General features: G+C 44.2%; 15 protein-coding genes and 1 pseudogene. 15 read left to right on the forward strand and 1 reads right to left on the reverse strand.

Annotated elements, in window-relative coordinates:
• The first annotated feature begins 1 nt into the window (after nt 1).
• The 8 genes and pseudogenes from AC58U0_RS30180 to AC58U0_RS30215 all read left to right on the forward strand — a co-directional run bounded on the left by AC58U0_RS30180 (nt 2) and on the right by AC58U0_RS30215 (nt 13,277).
• Entirely contained in the window at nt 2-1,612 is a 1,611-nt protein-coding gene (locus tag AC58U0_RS30180) for a response regulator transcription factor (RefSeq protein ID WP_497382518.1), read from the forward strand.
• Nucleotides 1,613-1,755: 143 nt separating this feature from the next.
• Nucleotides 1,756-2,733 carry an ABC transporter permease gene (locus AC58U0_RS30185; RefSeq protein WP_060647619.1) on the forward strand — a complete coding sequence of 326 codons (978 nt, stop codon included), beginning with the start codon at nt 1,756-1,758 and terminating at the stop codon, nt 2,731-2,733.
• Nucleotides 2,734-2,749: 16 nt separating this feature from the next.
• Nucleotides 2,750-3,634: a carbohydrate ABC transporter permease gene (locus AC58U0_RS30190; protein WP_497382538.1), complete on the forward strand. Its 885-nt coding sequence runs from the start codon at nt 2,750-2,752 to the stop codon at nt 3,632-3,634.
• Nucleotides 3,635-3,717: 83 nt separating this feature from the next.
• Nucleotides 3,718-5,238, forward strand: coding sequence for an ABC transporter substrate-binding protein (locus AC58U0_RS30195; RefSeq protein ID WP_497382519.1), 1,521 nt, complete (start codon nt 3,718-3,720; stop codon nt 5,236-5,238).
• Nucleotides 5,239-5,443: 205 nt separating this feature from the next.
• Nucleotides 5,444-8,149 (forward strand): family 78 glycoside hydrolase catalytic domain, encoded by a 2,706-nt coding sequence (locus AC58U0_RS30200; protein WP_497382520.1) that lies wholly within the window; start codon nt 5,444-5,446, stop codon nt 8,147-8,149.
• Nucleotides 8,150-8,468: 319 nt separating this feature from the next.
• Nucleotides 8,469-10,750 (forward strand): annotated as a pseudogene (locus tag AC58U0_RS30205) (glycoside hydrolase family 3 C-terminal domain-containing protein).
• A 16-nt stretch (nt 10,751-10,766) separates the two neighbouring features.
• On the forward strand, nt 10,767-12,428 hold the full coding sequence (locus tag AC58U0_RS30210; RefSeq protein ID WP_497382521.1) for a glycoside hydrolase family 3 protein: 1,662 nt from the start codon (nt 10,767-10,769) through the stop codon (nt 12,426-12,428).
• Nucleotides 12,429-12,551: 123 nt separating this feature from the next.
• Nucleotides 12,552-13,277, forward strand: coding sequence for an MtnX-like HAD-IB family phosphatase (locus tag AC58U0_RS30215; protein WP_497382522.1), 726 nt, complete (start codon nt 12,552-12,554; stop codon nt 13,275-13,277).
• A 57-nt stretch (nt 13,278-13,334) separates the two neighbouring features.
• Here the strand turns inward: AC58U0_RS30215 and sspI are convergent, their stop codons facing one another.
• Nucleotides 13,335-13,538 (reverse strand): small acid-soluble spore protein SspI, encoded by a 204-nt coding sequence (gene sspI, locus AC58U0_RS30220; RefSeq protein WP_057307674.1) that lies wholly within the window; start codon nt 13,536-13,538, stop codon nt 13,335-13,337.
• Nucleotides 13,539-13,695: 157 nt separating this feature from the next.
• Here sspI and AC58U0_RS30225 point away from each other — a divergent pair, with 157 nt between their 5' ends.
• The 7 genes from AC58U0_RS30225 (at nt 13,696) to AC58U0_RS30255 (ending at nt 19,520) form a co-directional block, all read left to right on the forward strand.
• On the forward strand, nt 13,696-14,355 hold the full coding sequence (locus AC58U0_RS30225) for a potassium channel family protein (RefSeq protein WP_497382523.1): 660 nt from the start codon (nt 13,696-13,698) through the stop codon (nt 14,353-14,355).
• Nucleotides 14,356-14,365: 10 nt separating this feature from the next.
• A complete protein-coding gene (locus tag AC58U0_RS30230; protein ID WP_497382524.1) occupies nt 14,366-15,172 on the forward strand; it encodes a TrmH family RNA methyltransferase in 807 nt (268 codons plus the stop codon).
• Between the two features lie 257 nt (nt 15,173-15,429).
• A complete protein-coding gene (locus tag AC58U0_RS30235; RefSeq protein ID WP_497382525.1) occupies nt 15,430-15,783 on the forward strand; it encodes a helix-turn-helix domain-containing protein in 354 nt (117 codons plus the stop codon).
• Between the two features lie 265 nt (nt 15,784-16,048).
• A complete protein-coding gene (locus tag AC58U0_RS30240; protein ID WP_497382526.1) occupies nt 16,049-16,768 on the forward strand; it encodes an ATP-dependent DNA ligase in 720 nt (239 codons plus the stop codon).
• Nucleotides 16,769-17,041: 273 nt separating this feature from the next.
• A complete protein-coding gene (locus tag AC58U0_RS30245; RefSeq protein ID WP_171689533.1) occupies nt 17,042-17,602 on the forward strand; it encodes a helix-turn-helix domain-containing protein in 561 nt (186 codons plus the stop codon).
• Between the two features lie 248 nt (nt 17,603-17,850).
• The gene (locus AC58U0_RS30250; protein WP_171693922.1) at nt 17,851-19,083 is read left to right on the forward strand and encodes a CynX/NimT family MFS transporter; all 1,233 of its coding nucleotides are present in this window, start codon (nt 17,851-17,853) and stop codon (nt 19,081-19,083) included.
• Between the two features lie 5 nt (nt 19,084-19,088).
• Nucleotides 19,089-19,520, forward strand: a complete 432-nt coding sequence (locus AC58U0_RS30255; RefSeq protein WP_497382527.1) for a universal stress protein — start codon at nt 19,089-19,091, stop codon at nt 19,518-19,520.
• Nucleotides 19,521-19,685 lie beyond the last annotated feature (165 nt).

A 19,685-nucleotide genomic window follows, 5' to 3' on the forward strand; every position in this document is an offset into this window, starting at 1 on the left:
TATGGTTCATGTGTTAATCGTTGATGACGAAGTGCACGCGGTAAGAGGGTTACAGGCTGGCGTTGACTGGGATAAGCTCCATATTTCTACGGTTCATACGGCCCATAGCATGAAGCAGGCACAGGAAATCTATGCAACATCTCCGATTGATTTGATGATCTGCGATATCGAAATGCCCCAGGGCTCCGGCATGGATTTGTTGAGCTGGGTCAGAGAACATTATCCAAGAACAGAGACGATATTTTTAACGTGTCATTCCGATTTTTCATATGCGAAGCGTGCGATCCAATTGGACAGCTTTGAGTACTTACTCAAGCCTGTGGATTACGAGGAGCTTGAAGATGTGATCCTGAAGGTTTTGGTCAAAATTAAAAAAGATCAAGAGCTTCTTTCTTTCGAAGAGACCTATAAGCATTATTACCAGCTATGGGAGTCTCATCAGCCATTGATGAAAGAACGCTTTTGGCTGGATCTGATTCAACAATCGATTCCCTCCACCAAGGAAAAGATAACGGAGCATTTACAAAAGTATAATTTATTGTCTTTGGATGCTATGCGGTTTGTGCTGATTTTGATTCGCGTTAGACGTTGGCATAAGAATCTGAATCAGCGGGATGAACGAATTATGGAATATGCTTTGAAGAATGCTGCGGAAGAGAAGATTACGCGAAACAATCAGCATACAGCGATCATCTCTCCGGACAATGGATGTTTGCTGATCATGATTCCCTACGAACGCCAACATCAAATGAGGGAGCTTCGGGAGGTCTGCGAGGAATACATGCAATCCTGCAATCAATACTTCTACTGTGATCTATGCGGTTACATCAGCGAACCCGCATCTCTTCATGAAGTCGTACCTATGGTGCGTAGAATGGATGATTTGGATCGAGACAATGTCTCGATGGTTAATGAAACCATTGTGCTTTGGGATGTGCGAAAAGGAGAGAGCAAGGTAGAGCTTCCATCTTTGAATGACTGGGCTGAGTGGATGAAACAGGGATCAAAGGAAAAACTGCTAACTGAGGTTAAGTTATTGTTCAAATCGTTAAGGGAGACCAGAGAAGGAATTGGCGCTCCGCTCTTGCACAGCTTCTATCAAGATTTTCTTCAAATGCTTTTCTTCGTTCTTCAGATGAAGGGATTACATGCGAATAAAGTGTTTGCAGCTAATCTATTCACGGAAAAGCCGGAATTGGTGCTGAGATCTATAACCGCTTTGGAAGAATGGGTGCAATACGTCATCGAGGTGGCTATGAATCAGATCCATTCAACGGAAGGGGGCATGTCTGTTGTTGAAAAGGTGAAACAATACGTTGCGGCTCATATTTCCGTATCGGAATTATCCAGAGATGTAATCGCGGCTCACGTATTTTTAAACCCCGATTATTTGACACGTGTGTTCAAAAAAGAAACAGGCTTATCCATTTCCGACTATTTGCAGCAGCAGCGGATCCAATATGCCAAGGATTTACTTGCGGGCTCGGATAAATCCATTATCGATATAGCGCTATTAGCGGGTTATTCGAATGTTTCTTACTTCTCGACGCTTTTCAAAAAGGCTGTATGTATGAATCCTAATGAATATAGAAAGCAATTTGAGAAAAGATAGAAAGACTCTGCCCTAAAACATAGGCGTGGAGTCTTTTTTTTCGAAAATGTCGGAAAACCTAAAGTATAAAGTCGTATTCGTGGTGAGCAGCTTAGCTCTACTTCTTCTATACTAAACCTATAAAGAGAAGGAGTTGACACCGGATGAACACCAAAGCAGAAGTCTTATACGAAAAAGCAAAGGTTGTAAGGAAGCCGGGTACGCTGCAGAAGACGTTGAAAACGTTTAAACGCTACCGTGCGCTATTTTTAATGGTCTTGCCTGGCATGATTTATTTGATTATTAACAATTATCTCCCTATGTTTGGGATTGTGATCGCATTTAAAAATATTAACTACCGCAAAGGGATATTCGGAAGTGATTGGGCTGGTCTCAAGAATTTCGAATATTTGTTTAAAACCGCTGATGCCTGGGTCATTACCCGAAATACGATTCTGTACAATGGGCTCTTCATTATCATCAATTTGGCTCTGGCCGTGGCTGTAGCTATTTTGCTAAATGAAGTGAAAAATCGGTTTATGTCCCGTTTTTATCAGAGTATCATCCTATTACCCTATCTGATCTCCATGGTTATCGTCGGATATTTAGCACTTGCCATGTTGAATGGAGAGAACGGATTCCTCAATCATCATATTTTACCGCTATTCGGAATTGAACCTATCTCCTGGTATTCAGAACCTAAGTATTGGCCATACATTTTAACACTGGTAAACATTTGGAAAAACGTGGGATATCTATGTATCATCTTCTTGGCAGCCATTGTTGGGATCGATAACGAATACTATGAGGCAGCGACGCTAGACGGCGCGAACAAATGGCAGCAAATCCGTACGATAACGCTACCGCTTCTATCACCGGCAATCATTATCATGGCCTTGTTAAGCATTGGACGCATCTTCTATTCAGATTTCGGTTTGTTCTACCAGGTGCCTCTAAATTCAGGCCCGCTACAGCCAACAACGGATGTTATCGACACGTATGTATACCGGGGTTTAATGACGCTCGGCGACATCGGAATGTCTTCAGCGGCAGGATTCTACCAGTCAGTCGTAGGATTCGTTCTGGTGCTAGTATCTAACTTTATCATTCGCCGCAAAAGCCCGGAACAAGCATTATTCTAAAAGAAAGGAGCGTGCTATCATGAAATCGAATCACATGAATCAATACGTGGTCAACCTGATCTTTATTCTCATGGCCTGTGCCAGCATCTTCCCGTTTGTCCTGCTTGTTATGGCATCCTTTACCGATCAGAAGGCAATTATCAACGATGGTTATTCACTCTTACCAAGCGTGTTTAGTCTAGAAGCGTACAAGTATATGATGAAGAGCTCAGCTTCACTGTTTCGGGCTTATGGCATCACGGTGTTCATTACGATCATCGGAACTGTTGTGGGCTTGGCTATCTCGACGATGCTCGCTTATCCTTTGTCACGCAGTGATATGCCGCTTCGCAAAGTGATGTCGTTTCTCGTATTTTTCACCTTGCTCTTTAACGGCGGACTTGTATCGACCTATCTGATTTACACCGAATTTTTCCATATCAAAAATACGATTTGGGCGCTTATCATCCCTGGATTGCTGACGAACGGCTTTTATATTTTACTAATCAGAACATTCTTCAGCACTTCGATTCCGGCAGCGATTATTGAATCAGCCTATATTGACGGCGCTTCCGAATTCAAGATTTTTTACCGCATCGTGCTCCCGCTTTCGCTGCCGATTCTGGCTACCATCGGACTGATGCTAGGTATATCCTATTGGAACGATTGGTTTAATGGATTGATCTTTGTAACCGACAGCAAGCTCTTCAGTATTCAAAATATGCTGAATCGGATGCTTAGCGATATTCAGTTCCTTCAGAAGAGCAGCATGACCAATGCTGCACAAGCTTCTTCGAACATACCGACAGATTCGGTTCGCATGGCTATTGCTGTTATCGGAATCGTTCCGATCTTCTGCGCCTATCCATTCTTCCAGAAATTTTTTGTCAAAGGTCTTACGCTTGGTGCTGTAAAAGGTTAACGACCGAGGCTACTCTTGAATCCCTTCGGATTCGATTAGTATAGATCAACCATTATTCATATACATTAGGGGGATTATGAACCATGGAAAAGAAATGGAAAAGAGCTAGTGGATTACTAAGTGTTGTTCTTGCAACGTCGACCTTGCTTTCAGCTTGCGGCAGCAGCAGTAGTGATGATGGGAATAAAGCAGCGACAGATAGTGCTAAGCCTGCCAATTCCAAGCCATATGAAATCACGATGGCGTATATACAGCTAAATGATATGCCTGAAGCGAATCTCGTGTCTGAGGCAATCAGCAAAATTACGAAAGAAAAAATCAATGCAACCGTTAAACTGGTGCCGATCAGTATTTCCGCTTGGACTCAACAAATGAATTTGATGCTGGCAGGAAGTGAGAAGCTTGATCTGATGGTCTCCTCCTCAATTATTGGCAACTTTGGCAGCCAAGTCGCTAAAGGACAATTAGAGCCATTAGACGATTTGCTTAAGAAACATGGAAAAGGTCTTGTAGACACGGTAGGAATGGATTTGATTAATGGATCCAAGATCGACGGAAAAGTATACGGGGTTCCAAGCTTGAGAGACATTGGCTCCGATAACGGCATCATTATGAGAAAGGATTTGGTGGACAAGTACAAGATTGATTTGAGCAAAATCAAAACTTGGGCGGATCTGGATCCTGTGTTCCAAACGATCAAAGAGAACGAGCCAGGACTGGCGCCATTGGTTCAGCAAACGAACACTTCTATGCCGGGAACCAATATGTACAACTCTATCGTGGATACATTAGGGGACAACCTGGGTGTACTTGCCGATCCGGGAAACAGCACCAAAATCGTAAATCTGTTCGAAACGAAGGAATTTACAGATGCGATTGGGCTAGCTCGTAAATGGTATCAAGCAGGTTATATTTTGAAAGATATCGCTACTTCGCAAGAAACGGGAGTTAACCTGGTCAAAGCAGGCAAGGCGTTCTCTTATACATCGAATATGAAGCCGGGCTTTGAGCAGCAGGAAAAGAATTTGTCCGGAAAAGAAATGGTTGCTGTTCGTTTGACGAAACCTCTACAAACTTCCGTTTCGATCACAGGTTTCATGATGTCGATCACTAAAAACAGTCAAGACCCTGAAAGAGCTATGCAATTCTTGAACATGATGTACACAGACAAGGACATTGCCAACTTGGTCTCCCTGGGTATTGAAGGAAAACACTATGTGAAGAAAGCGGATAACATCATTGCGCTTCCTGATGGCGTCAAGCAAAGCGGTTACCAATTCAACCAGTGGGAAGTCGGCAATAACTTCCTGACTTATGTATGGGAAGGTACGGACCCGAAAATTTGGGATTTGACGAAAGCGCACAACGACAAAGCTATTAAATCGAAAGCAGTCGGCTTCACATTTAACGTAGATCCGGTTAAAACAGAACTTGCTGCTGCGACTAATGTGATCAATCAATATAAAGTAGGTCTGGAAAGCGGTACGTTAGATCCGGCATTGACTGCTGAATTCAACGGAAAGCTCAAAACGGCCGGTCTTGACAAGATCATCGCTGAGAAACAAAAGCAAATTGATGCTTGGGCAAAAACGGCAGGTAAATAAGGATGAACATGAACCGTACTCTACAACAGGTGGGGTACGGTTTTTATTAAGCATATAAGAATTTATTTTAGTGACTATTTCCTGATGTTTTGTTTTCCGAATTTTGGAATAAATGAAGTACTAGACAAGCAAGTTGTACAGGGTACAATTTTGCAGCCGTTTATTTTTAATAGATCGTGCATTCAGAGTAGGAGGTTACATAGTCATGTTTAAAGTGAAGGATCTTCGTTGTGAATATCAAGTGAATCCGATTGGATTGAATCACAGGTCTCCAAGGATTAGCTGGCGATTGCATGCCACTGAAAGAGCCGTCGTACAATTGGCTTACCGCATCGAAGTGGCGGAAGACGCAGATTTTCAGCAGACGGTTTGGGACACCGGGAAAGTGGATTCAGATCAATCGGTTCATGTGGAATTGAAAGAGCTTCAAATGGCTTCGCGCAAACGGTATCACTACCGCGTTCAAGCTTGGAACCAGCAAGGACTAGGTTCTGGCTGGTCTGATCAGGCCATCTTTGAAACCGGATTCATGGATTCTTCGGAGTGGTCGGCTGAATGGATCAGTGCTCCCGCAGCGCTGCTAGCGGGCGCCGATCAGGTTCCAATGTTTCGACGCGATTTTCACATTGATGGAGAAGTAAGTGCAGCCCGTGTTTACGCCTCAGCGCTTGGTATCTATGAATTAGAGTTGAATGGGAAAAGGGTGGGGGACCACTATTTTGCCCCAGGATGGACCAGCTATAAGCACCGTCTTCAATACCAAACTTATGATGTTACGGAACTGCTGAGCAGCGGAAAGAACGGGATTGGCGCCTTACTAGGCAGCGGTTGGTATAAAGGCGTTCTTGGCTGGGACGGTAAAAACGAGCATTACGGAAACCGAACAGCACTTTTGGTGCAAATCCACATTGATTATGCGGATGGAAGGCAAGAGGTTATCGTTTCTGATAACAGTTGGAAAGTATCAGGAAGTCCAATCTTGATGTCGGAAATCTATGATGGTGAAACATATGATGCACGGTTGGAGCGACCCAATTGGAGTCTTGGAGATTACGATGACAGCGGTTGGTATCCTGCCGATGTGATCGAACAAAGCAAAGATATTTTAGTGGCTCAGGAGAATGTGCCAGTACGTAAAATTGAGAGCATCCAACCTATCGAGCTCATCACGACCCCCAAGGGCGAAACTGTCATCGACATGGGCCAAAACATGGTTGGATGGATCCGGTTTACCGTGCAGGGAGACGCTGGCCAGGAGGTCAGCATCCGTCATGCCGAGATTTTGGATCATGAAGGCAACTTCTACTTGGACAACATCCGTAAGGCGAAGCAAACGATCCGCTATGTGCTCAAAGGAGGAGAAAGAGAAACTTTCGAACCTCATTTTACTTTCCAGGGTTTTCGGTATATCCGGCTTGTTGGGTTTCCAGAACCGATTCGACTTGAGGATTTTACGGGTATCGTGCTGCATTCCGATATGGAAACAACGGGTGAGTTCACATGCTCCGATCCGCTTGTCAACCAGCTTCAGCATAATATCCGGTGGGGGCTGAAAGGCAATTTTCTGGATGTCCCTACGGATTGCCCGCAAAGAGACGAGAGGCTGGGTTGGACTGGGGATGCTCAGGTGTTTGCCCGTACGTCCGCCTATTTGTCGAATGTAGTGCCGTTCTTTCGGAAGTGGCTTCATGATTTGAAGGTCGAGCAAGCGGAGCTTGATGGAGGCGTACCGTTTGTGGTTCCGAATGTTTTGAGTGAAAAGGCACAGTCTGCTTCTGCTTGGGGGGATGCGGCGGTCATCATTCCATGGACACTCTATTTATGCTATGGAGATAAGCGTGTGCTAGAAGAACAATACGACAGTATGAAAGCATGGGTAGAATTCATCAGACGTCAAGGCGACAACGAATATTTGTGGAATTCCGGCTTTCATTTCGGGGATTGGCTTGCTTTGGATTCTCGGCCAGACAGCTATATAGGGGCTACGGCACGAGATTTTGTCGCAACAGCGTACTATGCCTATTCCGTGTCGTTGGTGCAGAAAGCAGCTGTGGTGCTGGGGAGGTCAGAGGAAGCGGAAAGTTATGCAGATCTGCATACGCACATTCTCGATGCTTTTACGCAGGAGTTCGTCACGCCTACGGGTCGTTTATCTGTGCCTACTCAGACGGGACAGGTGCTGTCCCTTATGTTTGGACTTGTCGAGGGCGAAGCCAAGGAACGTGCCGTGCACAAGCTGCTGGAACTGCTCGAAGAGGAGAAGTACCATCTTACAACCGGTTTTGTCGGAACTCCTTATTTGAACCACGTGCTGAGCGATAACGGCAAATCGGAATTCGCTTATAAGCTGTTACTTCAGCAGGATTATCCCTCCTGGCTGTATCAAGTGACCAAAGGCGCGACAACTATATGGGAGCACTGGGATGGAATTAAGCCGGATGGCAGTTTTTGGAGCCCGGATATGAATTCATTTAACCATTATGCCTACGGAGCCATTGGAGACTGGTTGTACCGTGTTGTTGCCGGAATTGATACGGATGAACAGCAGCCGGGCTATAAACGGGTGATTATCCGTCCTCAGCCTGGCGATGGTCTGACATTTGCAGAGGGGCGTATCGACACGATGTACGGAGAGGTTAGCTGCCGCTGGACGAAATTGGATGGTGAACGATTAGACATTCAGGTGGTAATTCCGCCGAATACAACGGCTGAAATTCGCCTGCCATATGCTAGTGAGGATGGTGTGACAGAAAGTGGAACAGCACTTATACAGGCTGCAGGTATATGCAATGTTGAGGTTACGGACACGGGTGTGAGCTTAGAAGCAGGCTCCGGTCAATACAGCTTTAGCTATATGTTGACGCAGCCTATTCCGCCGCTTCCGGAAGTAAAGCCGTTTGTATTTGGCTAAGTTTTAATTTATAAGAAGCCAATTCCTTAGTAATTGATGCTGAAAAAGGAACGAGAGTTCGCTATTTCACTGAAAAACCATGAATTTGCGATGAAAGGGATCTACGATTCGCTATTTGCCACAAATCCTCTTTTTTCAAGGATATTTGAGAAAATAACGCACTGACGTTCCCTCCAGCTGACCACTGCCTGATAAATTTGAGAAATAAGGCATCTACGTTCCTCAATGGCTGAGAGACAGGAGCTGATCTTAGCCGTTTGGCAAATGTGTATTTGCCCATGCAGTTTTAAACTAATTATTATTTACTGGAGGAATAGCTATGAATTCGAAAATTCAAGACCTAATTTCCCAATTAACGCTGGAGGAAAAGGCCGGCTTATGCTCGGGTTTGGATTTCTGGCATACCAAAGGGATAGCGCGGCTTGGAATCCCGTCACTCATGGTGACAGATGGTCCTCACGGCTTACGGAAACAAAAAAAAGACGCGGATCACCTAGGTCTTCATAACAGTGTGCCTGCTACCTGCTTCCCATCGGCCGCGGGCATGGCCGCTTCGTGGAATCGGGAGCTAATCGGCAAAGTAGGCGAAGCATTGGGGAAGGAATGCCAGGCGGAAGACGTTGCGGTTCTTCTTGGCCCGGGAGCCAATATCAAAAGGTCGCCTCTGTGCGGCAGAAATTTCGAATACTTTTCGGAAGATCCGTATCTTTCTTCAGAAATGGCGGCTAATCACATTAAAGGCGTACAAAGTCAGGGTGTAGGCACTTCGCTTAAGCACTTTGCCGCGAATAATCAGGAGCATCGGAGAATGTCCGTTGATGCCGTTATTGACGAGCGCACGCTGCGGGAAATTTATTTGGCCAGCTTTGAAGGCGCTGTTAAGCAGTCACAGCCGTGGAGTGTGATGTGTTCGTACAAAATGGCGAATATGCTTCGGAGAACGCTTTTTTGCTAACAGAGGTTTTGCGGGATGAATGGGGCTTTGAAGGCTTTGTAGTTTCAGACTGGGGTGCGGTTAACGAACGTGTAAAATCTCTCCAGGCTGGCTTGGAACTGGAAATGCCTTCAAGCGCTGGCATCGGGGATGCAAAGATTGTTGCGGCAATAAAAAGCGGCGAGCTTTCGGAGGAAACGCTCAACCTTGCGGTCGAACGGATGTTGACCTTCATCTTTAAAGCGGCAGATAGCCGTAAGACAGACGCTGTTTACGATACTGCAGCCCATCATCGGTTGGCTCGAGAGGCTGCACATGAAAGCATGGTGCTTCTCAAGAATGAAGGGGATATCTTACCGCTTCGCAAGCAAGGAAAGATTGCTGTCATCGGTGAATTTGCCAAAAACCCGCGTTACCAAGGCGGCGGCAGCTCCCATGTCAATCCGACCAAGCTGGATGATGCGCTTGAAGAAATGAGGAGTGTCGCCGGAGATGCGGTCCAAATCATTTATTCGCAAGGCTACAAGCTGGATAGCGACGAAATCGATGAAGATTTGGTAAGGGAAGCAAAGGAAACAGCGGCAAAGGCGGATGTAGCGGTACTATTTGTTGGATTGCCTGATCGTTACGAATCAGAAGGATACGACCGCACGCATATGGCCATTCCCGCCAATCATCGCGCACTGATCGAAGCGGTGGGGGAAGTTCAAAGCAACCTCATCATTATTTTGAGCAATGGCTCGCCAGTTGAAATGCCTTGGATCGGCAAAGCGAAAGCCGTGTTGGAAGGATATCTGGGGGGGCAAGCTTTTGGAGGTGCGGTAACAGACTTGTTGTTTGGCCTTGCGAATCCGAGCGGCAAGCTTGCGGAAACGTTCCCGGTGAAACTAAGTGACAACCCATCTTTCTTGAATTTCCCGGGAGAGGAAGACAAAGTGGAATATAGAGAAGGCGTATTTGTCGGTTATCGTTATTACGACACCAAAGAGATTGAGCCTTTATTCCCATTCGGGTTCGGCCTCAGTTATACCAATTTCGAATATAGCGACCTGCGAGTAGATAAATCAGCGATCAAAGATAATGAGACGGTTACCGTCCAAGTTACTGTGAAAAATACAGGGAACTATGCCGGAAAAGAAATCGTTCAACTCTACGTCAAGGACGTCCAGAGCAGCGTCAATCGGCCGCAAAAAGAGCTAAAAGGCTTCCAAAAAATCGAGCTGCAGCCAGGAGAAAAGCAAACCGTTACCTTTGTTTTGGATCAAAGGGCTTTCGCGTACTACAACGTTCAAATCGGCGATTGGCATGTGGAAACCGGGGCATTTGACATCTTGGTTGGAAAATCTTCACGAGATATCGTTCTGAGAACAACGATTGAGGTTGAATCTACGGTCACCCTGCTGGGGACGTATAATCGCAACTCACTAATCGGCGATTTGATGGCTAATCCGCTCACGGCAGATAAAGCGAAAGAATTTATAGGGAAATTCGGCTTTGACGCTCTTTTGGGCGACAATCCCGACATGCTGATGGCTATGATGAGATATATGCCGCTACGAGCAATGATTGGCTTTGGGCAAGGGCAATATTCCGAAGAGATGTTAGCTGACGATTTAAAGAACTTGAACGCCATCTCGCAAAGTAAAGTAAGCGTTAGTACGCGATAAAAGGGGGGAGACAGGCATGGTTAATCTGAAAGTAAAACCGTTTCATTTGGACGAAGAAGCGATTCAATGGGTCAACGAAACATTACGTGAATTATCTTTGGAAGAAAAAGTGGGCCAACTGTTCATTACTGTCGATCTACCGTTTGATACTGGAGCCAAAAAGGATTTGCTTAGTATTGGCCCTGGGGGAGTCCATGTATTTGGATTTTCCCCAAATGCAACGAAGCAGCATCAGGCAGCTATCATCCGTGACTTGCAAAAGCGCAGTAAAATACCGCTGCTGGTTTCTGGGGATCTTGAAAATGGCGGACAAGGCGGGGCAGTCGATGGTACGAATCTGGCCTCTAACATGCAGTTGGCTGCTGCAAACGATCCAGACCTAGCAACCTCGTTTGGAGCTGTAATAGAAGCCGAGGGTCACGCTTTGGGGTTCAACTGGGTGTACGGACCGGTCATTGATATCAATTACAACTATCAAAATCCCATCGTCAACATTCGCGCATTCGGTGATACGCCGAGTATCGTGGAACAAACTGCTCTACCTGTTATGAATGCTATTCAGAAGAACAACCGGATGGCTGCTTGCGTGAAGCACTGGCCTGGTGACGGCATGGATGACCGAGATCAGCATAAGGTGCTGACGAATAATACGTTAACGATGAAAGAGTGGCGCGAGACCTACGGCCGTGTGTATAGATCAGCGATCGAGAATGGGGTCAAGACGGTCATGAGCGCTCACATCACGCTGCCAAGCTATTATGAAGAATTGGGAATCACGGACGTAAGAACCAAGCATACACCGGGATCCTTATCGCCTGAACTGAACATGAAGCTTCTACGGGAGGAGCTTGGGTTTAACGGACTTATCGTTTCCGATGCTACCTCGATGATTGGCATGACGAGCTTTGGCCGACGTAAAGATATCATTCCGCAATGTATTGCGTCGGGTGTTGACATGTTCCTGTTTACGAATGATATGCAGGAAGATTTTCAGGCTATGCTTCAGGGCGTCCAGGACGGCGTGCTCACGGAGGAGCGGCTGAATGAGGCGGTCACAAGAATACTGGCTCTGAAAGCGTCACTTGGTCTACATTTGACTCATACGGATGAAAGGGATCTTGACGTGGTAGGTTCAGCTGACCATCTGCAGCTTGCAGCGGAAATTGCGAGCAAATCGGTAACGCTGGTTAAGGACACTCAGGGCCTTCTACCTCTAACCCCGCAAAAGCAGAAACGGATTTTACTATTGGCTGCTTCGGATGAGGCTTCCTTTTTTGCCGATAAGGCTGCAACGGGGGACGAATTTGCCCGAATGCTGAGTGAAGAAGGTTTTACTGTCGTCCGGGAATATGCGGTGAAAGAAGAGGGTAATGAAATAGATGCGGTTGTCTTTCTTGTTCAGAAATCACCCGGATTCATGCAAAATTCCATGCGGCTTTCACCACAAGAAACAGGAGGACTCTTCAAATGGTACCCTACACAGGTGCCGACCCTGTTTATCTCGCTTGGAAATCCGTACACGCTCTATGAACTCCCGTCAATGCCTACGATGATCAACGCATATAACGCTACTTTGGCTGTACAGAAGGAAATTGTTAAATGTATGGTTGGCAAGCAGCCATTTCGTGGAGAGTCTCCAATTGATGCTTTCTGCGGTCTTGAGTGGGCTAAGTTATAAGTTGAAGTGGTGAGAGTAAAATAGTTGAAGTAGGAACCTGTCCTTTTGGGCAGGTTTTTTGGGTTATTTTATAGAAAATTAAGATTATCGGAATCTGAGTTTAAAAGGGGGGACAAGCTGGTCATGCAAAAGATTGCTGTCGTGACAGACTTTGACGGAACATTGATGGATCAGGATGTTGGCGATGTATTAATGGCAGGATTAGATGTGCTAAATGAACCTCAGGTAACCCTTGCATCGAGACTTTTTCGAGAGAAAAAGGTTGGTTCTCTGGCTTGGATTGAAGCGGCTTACCCCATGCTGGAAGGTCGGCAGGAGCAGGTTGATCAGCTGATTGAGAGTGTGTATTTGCGGGATGGCGCGCGGGATTTTATTGATTTTTGCCAGAAGAAAGATGTACCTGTTACGATTTTAAGTGATGGGATGCTTTATTATATTGAGCAAATTTTAGGTCGTGAACAGGTGACAGTAGACCGAGTGATCGGTAATCCAATTACCTATTTGGAGGATGGTCAATTTCAGTTCGGGGTTCAGAATACGAATCAAGCATGCAAATGGTGCGGGTGCTGCAAGGCAAGTATTGTTAAGCAGCTCAAAGAGGAAGGATGGCTTGTCATTTACATCGGTGATGGCAGCAGTGACTATTATGGCTCCGGCTTTGCCGATTGGATTTTTGCGCGAGCGAGTCTTGCTAGGTATTTGAAAGAAGAAGGAACGGCCTATTATCCATTTGAGACGTTTCATGACATTTTAAACATACTAAGACCAGCTTGGGAATCGTTTCTGAGTGGCACCGCAATTCACCGTCTTCAAGGGAGATTTCCTGCTGCCTGTAAATTTCCGGAATAGGATAAAACCAGCTAAGGGAATGCCACAGGCAACCCCCTAGCCAGCAAGATGTTGTAGTCATTCGAGATGTTCTTTGAGTGTTTCTACGAGTTGGTTTTGAATATTTGCCTCACTATGCTGCCAGATGATTTCGAAAAGCACACCAAGTCCGGGCAAAACCCGTTCTTCTCCGCCGATGGAATCCTCAATAACTTCCTGAAGCTCATTATTCGATTTATTCTGGACTCGCTGGACGATGGCCTGTCTTAAGGTGATGTTCATTCGTGGACCTCGCTTCCATTTCGTTATCGTTATTAATATGCGCAAGTTTCTAACCGTTCATCCTTCCATACTTCGCCACCTTTTCATGCATAGTGAGATGGGTACCGTGTGTATGTTATAATATAATCATCTTAGGAATTTGGAGGACACGCCAACGGTGAGAAAGCAATTTGCGATTATTGGAATGGGAAGATTCGGGTCTAGCGTCGCTAAAACATTGTCACAATTAGGGTTTGAGGTCCTTGCTATTGATCATCGTGAAGAGACGGTTCAAGAGGTTTCAGCTTTCGTCACACATGCCGTTCAAGCAGATTCTACGGATGAAGAAGCGCTGCGAGCTCTAGGTATTCGTAATTTTGACGTTGTGGTTGTGGCTATTGGAGAGGATATTCAAGCGAGTATTCTGACTACATTAATCCTCAAAGAAATGGGCATACCTACGACTGTAGTGAAAGCTGTAAATGATCTGCATGGGAAAGTGTTAAAGAAAATTGGCGCAGACAAAGTCGTTTATCCGGAAAGAGATATGGGACAGCGTGTGGCGCATCATCTGATCTCATCTAATATTATCGATTACATAGAACTATCTGCCGATTACAGTATCGTTGAGATTAAGGTTTCCAAACAAATGATAGGTAAAAGCCTCAAACAGCTGGATATCCGGGCTAAATATGGCTGCAATGTCATTGCGATCAAACAAAATGAACAGCTGATTATTCCGCCAAGTGCGGAAGAACCGCTTAGATTGGACGATATTCTGGTTATTGTAGGAAAAAATTCAGATCTTCAAACTTTTGAAGTGACTTTCGCAGAGTAGGTAAAGATAAATGACAAGTGCACATACGGAAATTATGTCTGTTCAGAATGCCAGAGTCAAAGAATGGGCGCAGCTTTTAGAACGCAAGGGCAGGGACAAACAAGGGAAATATATCATTGAGGGTTACCATCTGGTTGAGGAAGCATTGCGTTCGGGAGCTCCGGTGGAGACCATTATGTATAGTTTGGAAAAAGGGGTTCCTGCTGGACTAGCTGAGCAGGGCGCCCAATCTGTGGAATGGGTCGGCGTCAGCCAGGCTGTGCTGGAAAAATGCTCAGATACGCAGACGCCGCAGGGGGTTCTGGCCGTTGTGGCTCGGCCGCAGCTTGGCATGGACGAGCTGCTCGCCGGCGAGCATGATCTTGTGATCGTCCTGGACGGCGTTCAGGACCCGGGCAACCTGGGCACGATCATCCGCAGCGCGGATGCCGTCGGGGCCAAGGCTGTTGTGCTCGGCCGCGGCACGGTCGATCTGTACAATCCCAAGACGATCCGCTCGACGATGGGATCGATGTATCATCTGCCGATTGTGGAGGCAGATCTGCTCGAGCTGCTGCCGCGTGCGCGTGAGCGCGGCGTGCGGCTGGTGACCACGAGCCTGCAAGCGCAGCGCTCGTGCTACGACACGGACCTGCGGCAGCCGACGTGGCTGATCCTCGGCAACGAAGCCAAGGGCGTGTCGCCGGAGGTCGCTGCACAGTCGGATGTGCAGGTGATTATTCCGATGCAGGGCAAAGCGGAATCGCTGAACGTCGCGATGGCCGCGACGGTGCTGCTGTTTGAGGCTTCGCGGCAGCGGTTGGTTCCATCGCAATAGAGAAATTGACTAAGTGTGAGTTGTAATTCAGTTTGTCGTCGTTTGGAACGTCATTTGTCATAGAATTGGAACGTAGATTGTCACAACTAAGATCTTCCCGATGAGGCTCAAAGCCTTGATACATCGGGGTTTTTCTTTTTTTTGAAGTTAATTTCTTTATTGATAGTTTACTGGGGTACGAAATAACTAAGAAAAATCTAATTGAAATTCTCTGTAATGACTCATGTCATAAACCGTATCATTTTGGAGGGATTTCTTTGAAAGCCATAGGTGAAAATATAAAAAGACTAAGGAAATTACATAATCTAAATCAAATTGAATTTTCGAAGCTAATAGGCGTTTCTCAAGGGAGTTTGAGCGATATAGAGTCTGGGAAATGTAATCCGTCTGTAGAAACTGTAGTTTCTATACATTTAAAATTTGAATGTTCTTTAGAATGGTTATTAAACACTGAAAGCCGAAATATATCAAATCATGTAGGAACTGATTATGAGCTTAGTACCTTAGAAAAGGAGTTAATTAATGCTTTTAGAGAAATAGATACTAACAATCAAATAGAAGCAATTGAAATAATAAAACTAAAAATTAAGAGCAACAAAACTAGAGTCTAATGAATGCGATGAGTTAGATTGCGTGTATTATACTAACACTCATGTTGATGATCGAGGATCGAATCTATACAACAATTCCTTCAAGTACCATTAGTCAGAAGCGTCATGTTGAAGTATCATTCTGTATAGGGTGATATCACATGTTCATTTCTCCTATGCTACTGTATAATGCCAAGAATAATAAGCCATTTTATAGTAAGAATCATATAGTAGAGTTAAAATTAGATGGTTTACGATTTATTATTTCTATATGGATACACTGTATGTGTACACGAGACACAATGATTTGATTACGCACAAATTTCCCGAATTATTGAATTGTCCTGTGCCTGAAGGGACTATTCTTGATGGTGAATTGATTGTGATGGATGATCAAGGGAAACCAGATTTTGAAGCATTATCCGTGAGGCTTTTTGCGAAAAAGAATAGAAAGCCTGTGGTTTTTTGTGCTTTTGACATTTTGCGCTATAAAGGAATTGACGTAACGGGTCTTAGCTTGCTCAAACGTAAAGAGCTATTGGATAAGGCTTTTAATGAAAATGAGCACTATAAAAAAGTTAACGTGTTCGAGGGGAATGCGGTCGATTATTTCGAGCAAGTTCGTGGTCGGGGTCTTGAGGGAATCGTGATGAAGTCCAAAAAAGAGCATAACCACTACGAAATCGAGAAACGCTCGATCCAATGGCAAAAGGTCATTAATTGGACCTATGCGGATGTCTATATTTCTGGGTATAGGAAAAATAATTTTGCTTTACTAGCATCCATTGATGCTGCTGATGGTTCTAAGTTTCCTGTTGGGATCATTGAATCAGGTGTATCACCAAGCCACAAAAAAACGATAGAACTCGTGAAGAAACGATTAGTATTCAAGGAAGACAAGAATTTTGCCTATATGGAACCCCGGATCATGGCTCGAATTAAGACAAGAAACTGGACCCAAAGCGGTCGGCTGCGATCACCTGTTTTCTTGGATTATGTAAATTAAAGACTGGAATCACCAATTGAGAAAGTGGTGATTTCAGTCTTATTTTTTTATGTGCCATATGCAACGGGAACTGCTATTGCAAATGTCTATGATATGTCAAAAGAAGATAAACATATAGAGTGAAAAAGTATTAGACTGACGAAGTTTCATTAAACTAAACGGGTAGATTATTTTTTCATAGGCGTGTAGTCCACCATCAAATACTACTCGTATGGAAAAGAATTTAAATAAATAATATACTAGCTATAACTGTTTTTTGTTGAGGTGAATCTAATGGATGAAATCAATGAATCAAAAGAAATTGTATTACAAATCGGTGTTGCCTTGAAAAAGTACAGAAAAGAAAAAAGCATGAGCTTAGACGACTTATCGGAACTAACGGGCGTAAGCAAACTTACTCTGGGGAATATCGAACGTGGCGAGACAAATCCAACTTTGGCGATTATATGGAAAATTTCAAAAGGTATATCTTTACCGCTATTGGCTTTATTCAAATCAGAAGACTCTGCTAGTTTGTATCGAGCAGGTGAAGGACTGCGGTTTTCTAATGATCAAAAAAATTGGATCATTGAACCAATCTTTAAAAGTAACGATATTGAAATGTGTCGGGCTTACTTACAGCCAAATAGCTCGTATCAGCCTGAAGGTCATCATGTCAATACAACTGAAATTGCGACAGTCATGACTGGTTCCATTGAAATTCAAGTCAATGGAGAGATTTACACATTGAATCAATATGATACTATCAGTTTTCGTGCAGATTGTCCTCATTCTTATACCAATCATACGGATAGCGAAACAGTGCTCCATATATCCTTAAAGTACGATTTCTAAAGTCGAAAACTCCACTTATTAAATACAACTCTGAATTCCATGACGGGAATTTCAGAGTTGTATTTTTGTTTTTAGATGAATGAAAGTATATTATAAAGTACTTATTGATAAATAAAGTATATTATAATATACTTTATTTATTCGCGCGGATGTATCGTTTTTTTTTTTTTTTTTTTTTTTTTTTTTTTTTTTTTTTCAATCAGAAGGAAGTAAATAATACGTAAGAATTCAGGAAGGAGAAATTAAGAATGCCGAACAAACAAAATAATAAAGCCGTACCATCCTCTATAGGGCTGATCATTCTCGGCATTATTGTTATTGCAGCTAATTTACGTACTCCCTTAACATCAGTTAGTCCTTTAGTGAGTCTGATAAGGGATGACGTTCATATTTCAAATACATTAGCAGGCCTGATCACAACGGTACCCTTGCTTGCATTTGCTTTATTATCGCCTCTAGTACCAAAATTAGGACAAAGGTATGGGGTTGAACGTATCATAATGATCGCCTTACTCTTTCTGACTGTAGGTATTGTAATACGTTCTTTATCTGGCGCAGCTAATCTGTTTATTGGGACAGCAATTCTTGGATTCGCAATTGCCGTATGTAATGTATTATTGCCAAGTATAATCAAAAGGGATTTCCCAAATAAAATTGGCTCCATGACAGGTGTTTACTCCATTTCAATGAGTTTATGTGGAGCAATCGCATCGGGAATCAGTGTGCCTCTAGCTGTAAACGCAGGTCTAAAATGGCAGGGAGCATTGGGAATATGGGGGATTCTAAGCTTTGTATCAATCCTCTGTTGGTTACCCCAATTAAGAAATCAAACAAAGCAAACAACCACGACGAGTCAACAAATGGCCAGCAACGATGTGAATGTTTGGCAATCCCTCATTGCCTGGGAAGTAACCTTGTTTATGGGTATACAGTCCATGGTTTTCTATGTTTTGATCGCATGGTTGCCTGAAATTTTAAAGCAGCAAGGAATTGATCCAAACCAATCAGGATGGTACCTCTCGATCATGCAGTTAGCTATGCTTCCATTTGCCTTTATTGTCCCCGTTATTGCTGGGCGCATGTCTAGCCAACGGTTGTTAGTGGTCATTACAACCATTTTGCTTTTGACGGGAACGATTGGACTTCTTTACGGAAGCTCCAATATGATTCTGTTGTGGATCATCATGCTCGGAATTGGTGGAGGCTTCGCCTTTAGTTTGTCCATGATGTTTTTCGGGTTACGTACTGAAAATGCGCATCAAGCAGCGAAACTATCTGGCATGGCGCAATCGATCGGATATCTTTTTGCCGCAGTCGGTCCTGCTCTTATAGGATATCTGCATGATGCGACAAATAGTTGGAACCTGCCACTTTTCATTCTGCTTGGCGCTGCGGTCTTGCTCTTTTTAGTCGGTATAGGAGCAGCAAGAAACCGTTTTGTAGGTAGCCGAAATAGTTACGAGCTGCCACGGAAAGGATGATAAATATGTTTGACAAAATTATGATGACCATTGATAAAGCTGAAATAACGAACAAACTACTCGATGCAACCATTGAGATAGCCCGAAACAAACAAACTCAAGTTACCTTGGTTAATGTCAGCCAAGAATATGTGTCGAATGGCATGACATATGTACCAGAGAAATTCTTGGAAGAAATATTGAACGAAATGGAGAAAGCGAGTTTGGAACAGCTGCAACAAGCCAAATCTAAATTAAAATCTGCGGGGATTAACCCGGAAACAGTTCATCTTAAGGGAGATCCTGCACATGAAATATTAAAATATGCAGGGGATACCGAGCAGCAACTCATTATTATTGGGAGCCGTGGGCTAAGTGGCATAAAAGAAATGATGCTTGGAAGTGTCAGCCACAAGGTTTCACAGCTATCAAGTTGCCCAGTCCTCATTGTGCATTAACTCTTTCGGGGACTGCAGAGATGATGCATTGTTATACTAAAGGGTACGATAGTTCAATTAAACATCAATGACGAATCTGCCGGCATGCTCGGCAGATTCATTACGTTAACGGGCAGGATTGTGCAACAATTGTCTCCCATTTTCGTCTATACATTTACTTGGAAA

Source organism: Paenibacillus sp. J31P190 (assembly GCF_059692075.1).

Bases quoted from the DNA above. Each gene is read 5' to 3' on its own strand.
- AC58U0_RS30185 (WP_060647619.1), top strand. From the start codon at position 1,756: ATGAACACCAAAGCAGAAGTCTTATACGAAAAAGCAAAGGTTGTAAGG.
- AC58U0_RS30210 (WP_497382521.1), top strand. From the start codon at position 10,767: ATGGTTAATCTGAAAGTAAAACCGTTTCATTTGGACGAAGAAGCGATT.
- sspI (WP_057307674.1), bottom strand. From the start codon at position 13,538: ATGAACATCACCTTAAGACAGGCCATCGTCCAGCGAGTCCAGAATAAA.
- AC58U0_RS30180 (WP_497382518.1), top strand. From the start codon at position 2: ATGGTTCATGTGTTAATCGTTGATGACGAAGTGCACGCGGTAAGAGGG.
- AC58U0_RS30255 (WP_497382527.1), top strand. From the start codon at position 19,089: ATGTTTGACAAAATTATGATGACCATTGATAAAGCTGAAATAACGAAC.
- AC58U0_RS30195 (WP_497382519.1), top strand. From the start codon at position 3,718: ATGGAAAAGAAATGGAAAAGAGCTAGTGGATTACTAAGTGTTGTTCTT.
- AC58U0_RS30250 (WP_171693922.1), top strand. From the start codon at position 17,851: ATGCCGAACAAACAAAATAATAAAGCCGTACCATCCTCTATAGGGCTG.
- AC58U0_RS30215 (WP_497382522.1), top strand. From the start codon at position 12,552: ATGCAAAAGATTGCTGTCGTGACAGACTTTGACGGAACATTGATGGAT.
- AC58U0_RS30200 (WP_497382520.1), top strand. From the start codon at position 5,444: ATGTTTAAAGTGAAGGATCTTCGTTGTGAATATCAAGTGAATCCGATT.
- AC58U0_RS30245 (WP_171689533.1), top strand. From the start codon at position 17,042: ATGGATGAAATCAATGAATCAAAAGAAATTGTATTACAAATCGGTGTT.
- AC58U0_RS30230 (WP_497382524.1), top strand. From the start codon at position 14,366: ATGACAAGTGCACATACGGAAATTATGTCTGTTCAGAATGCCAGAGTC.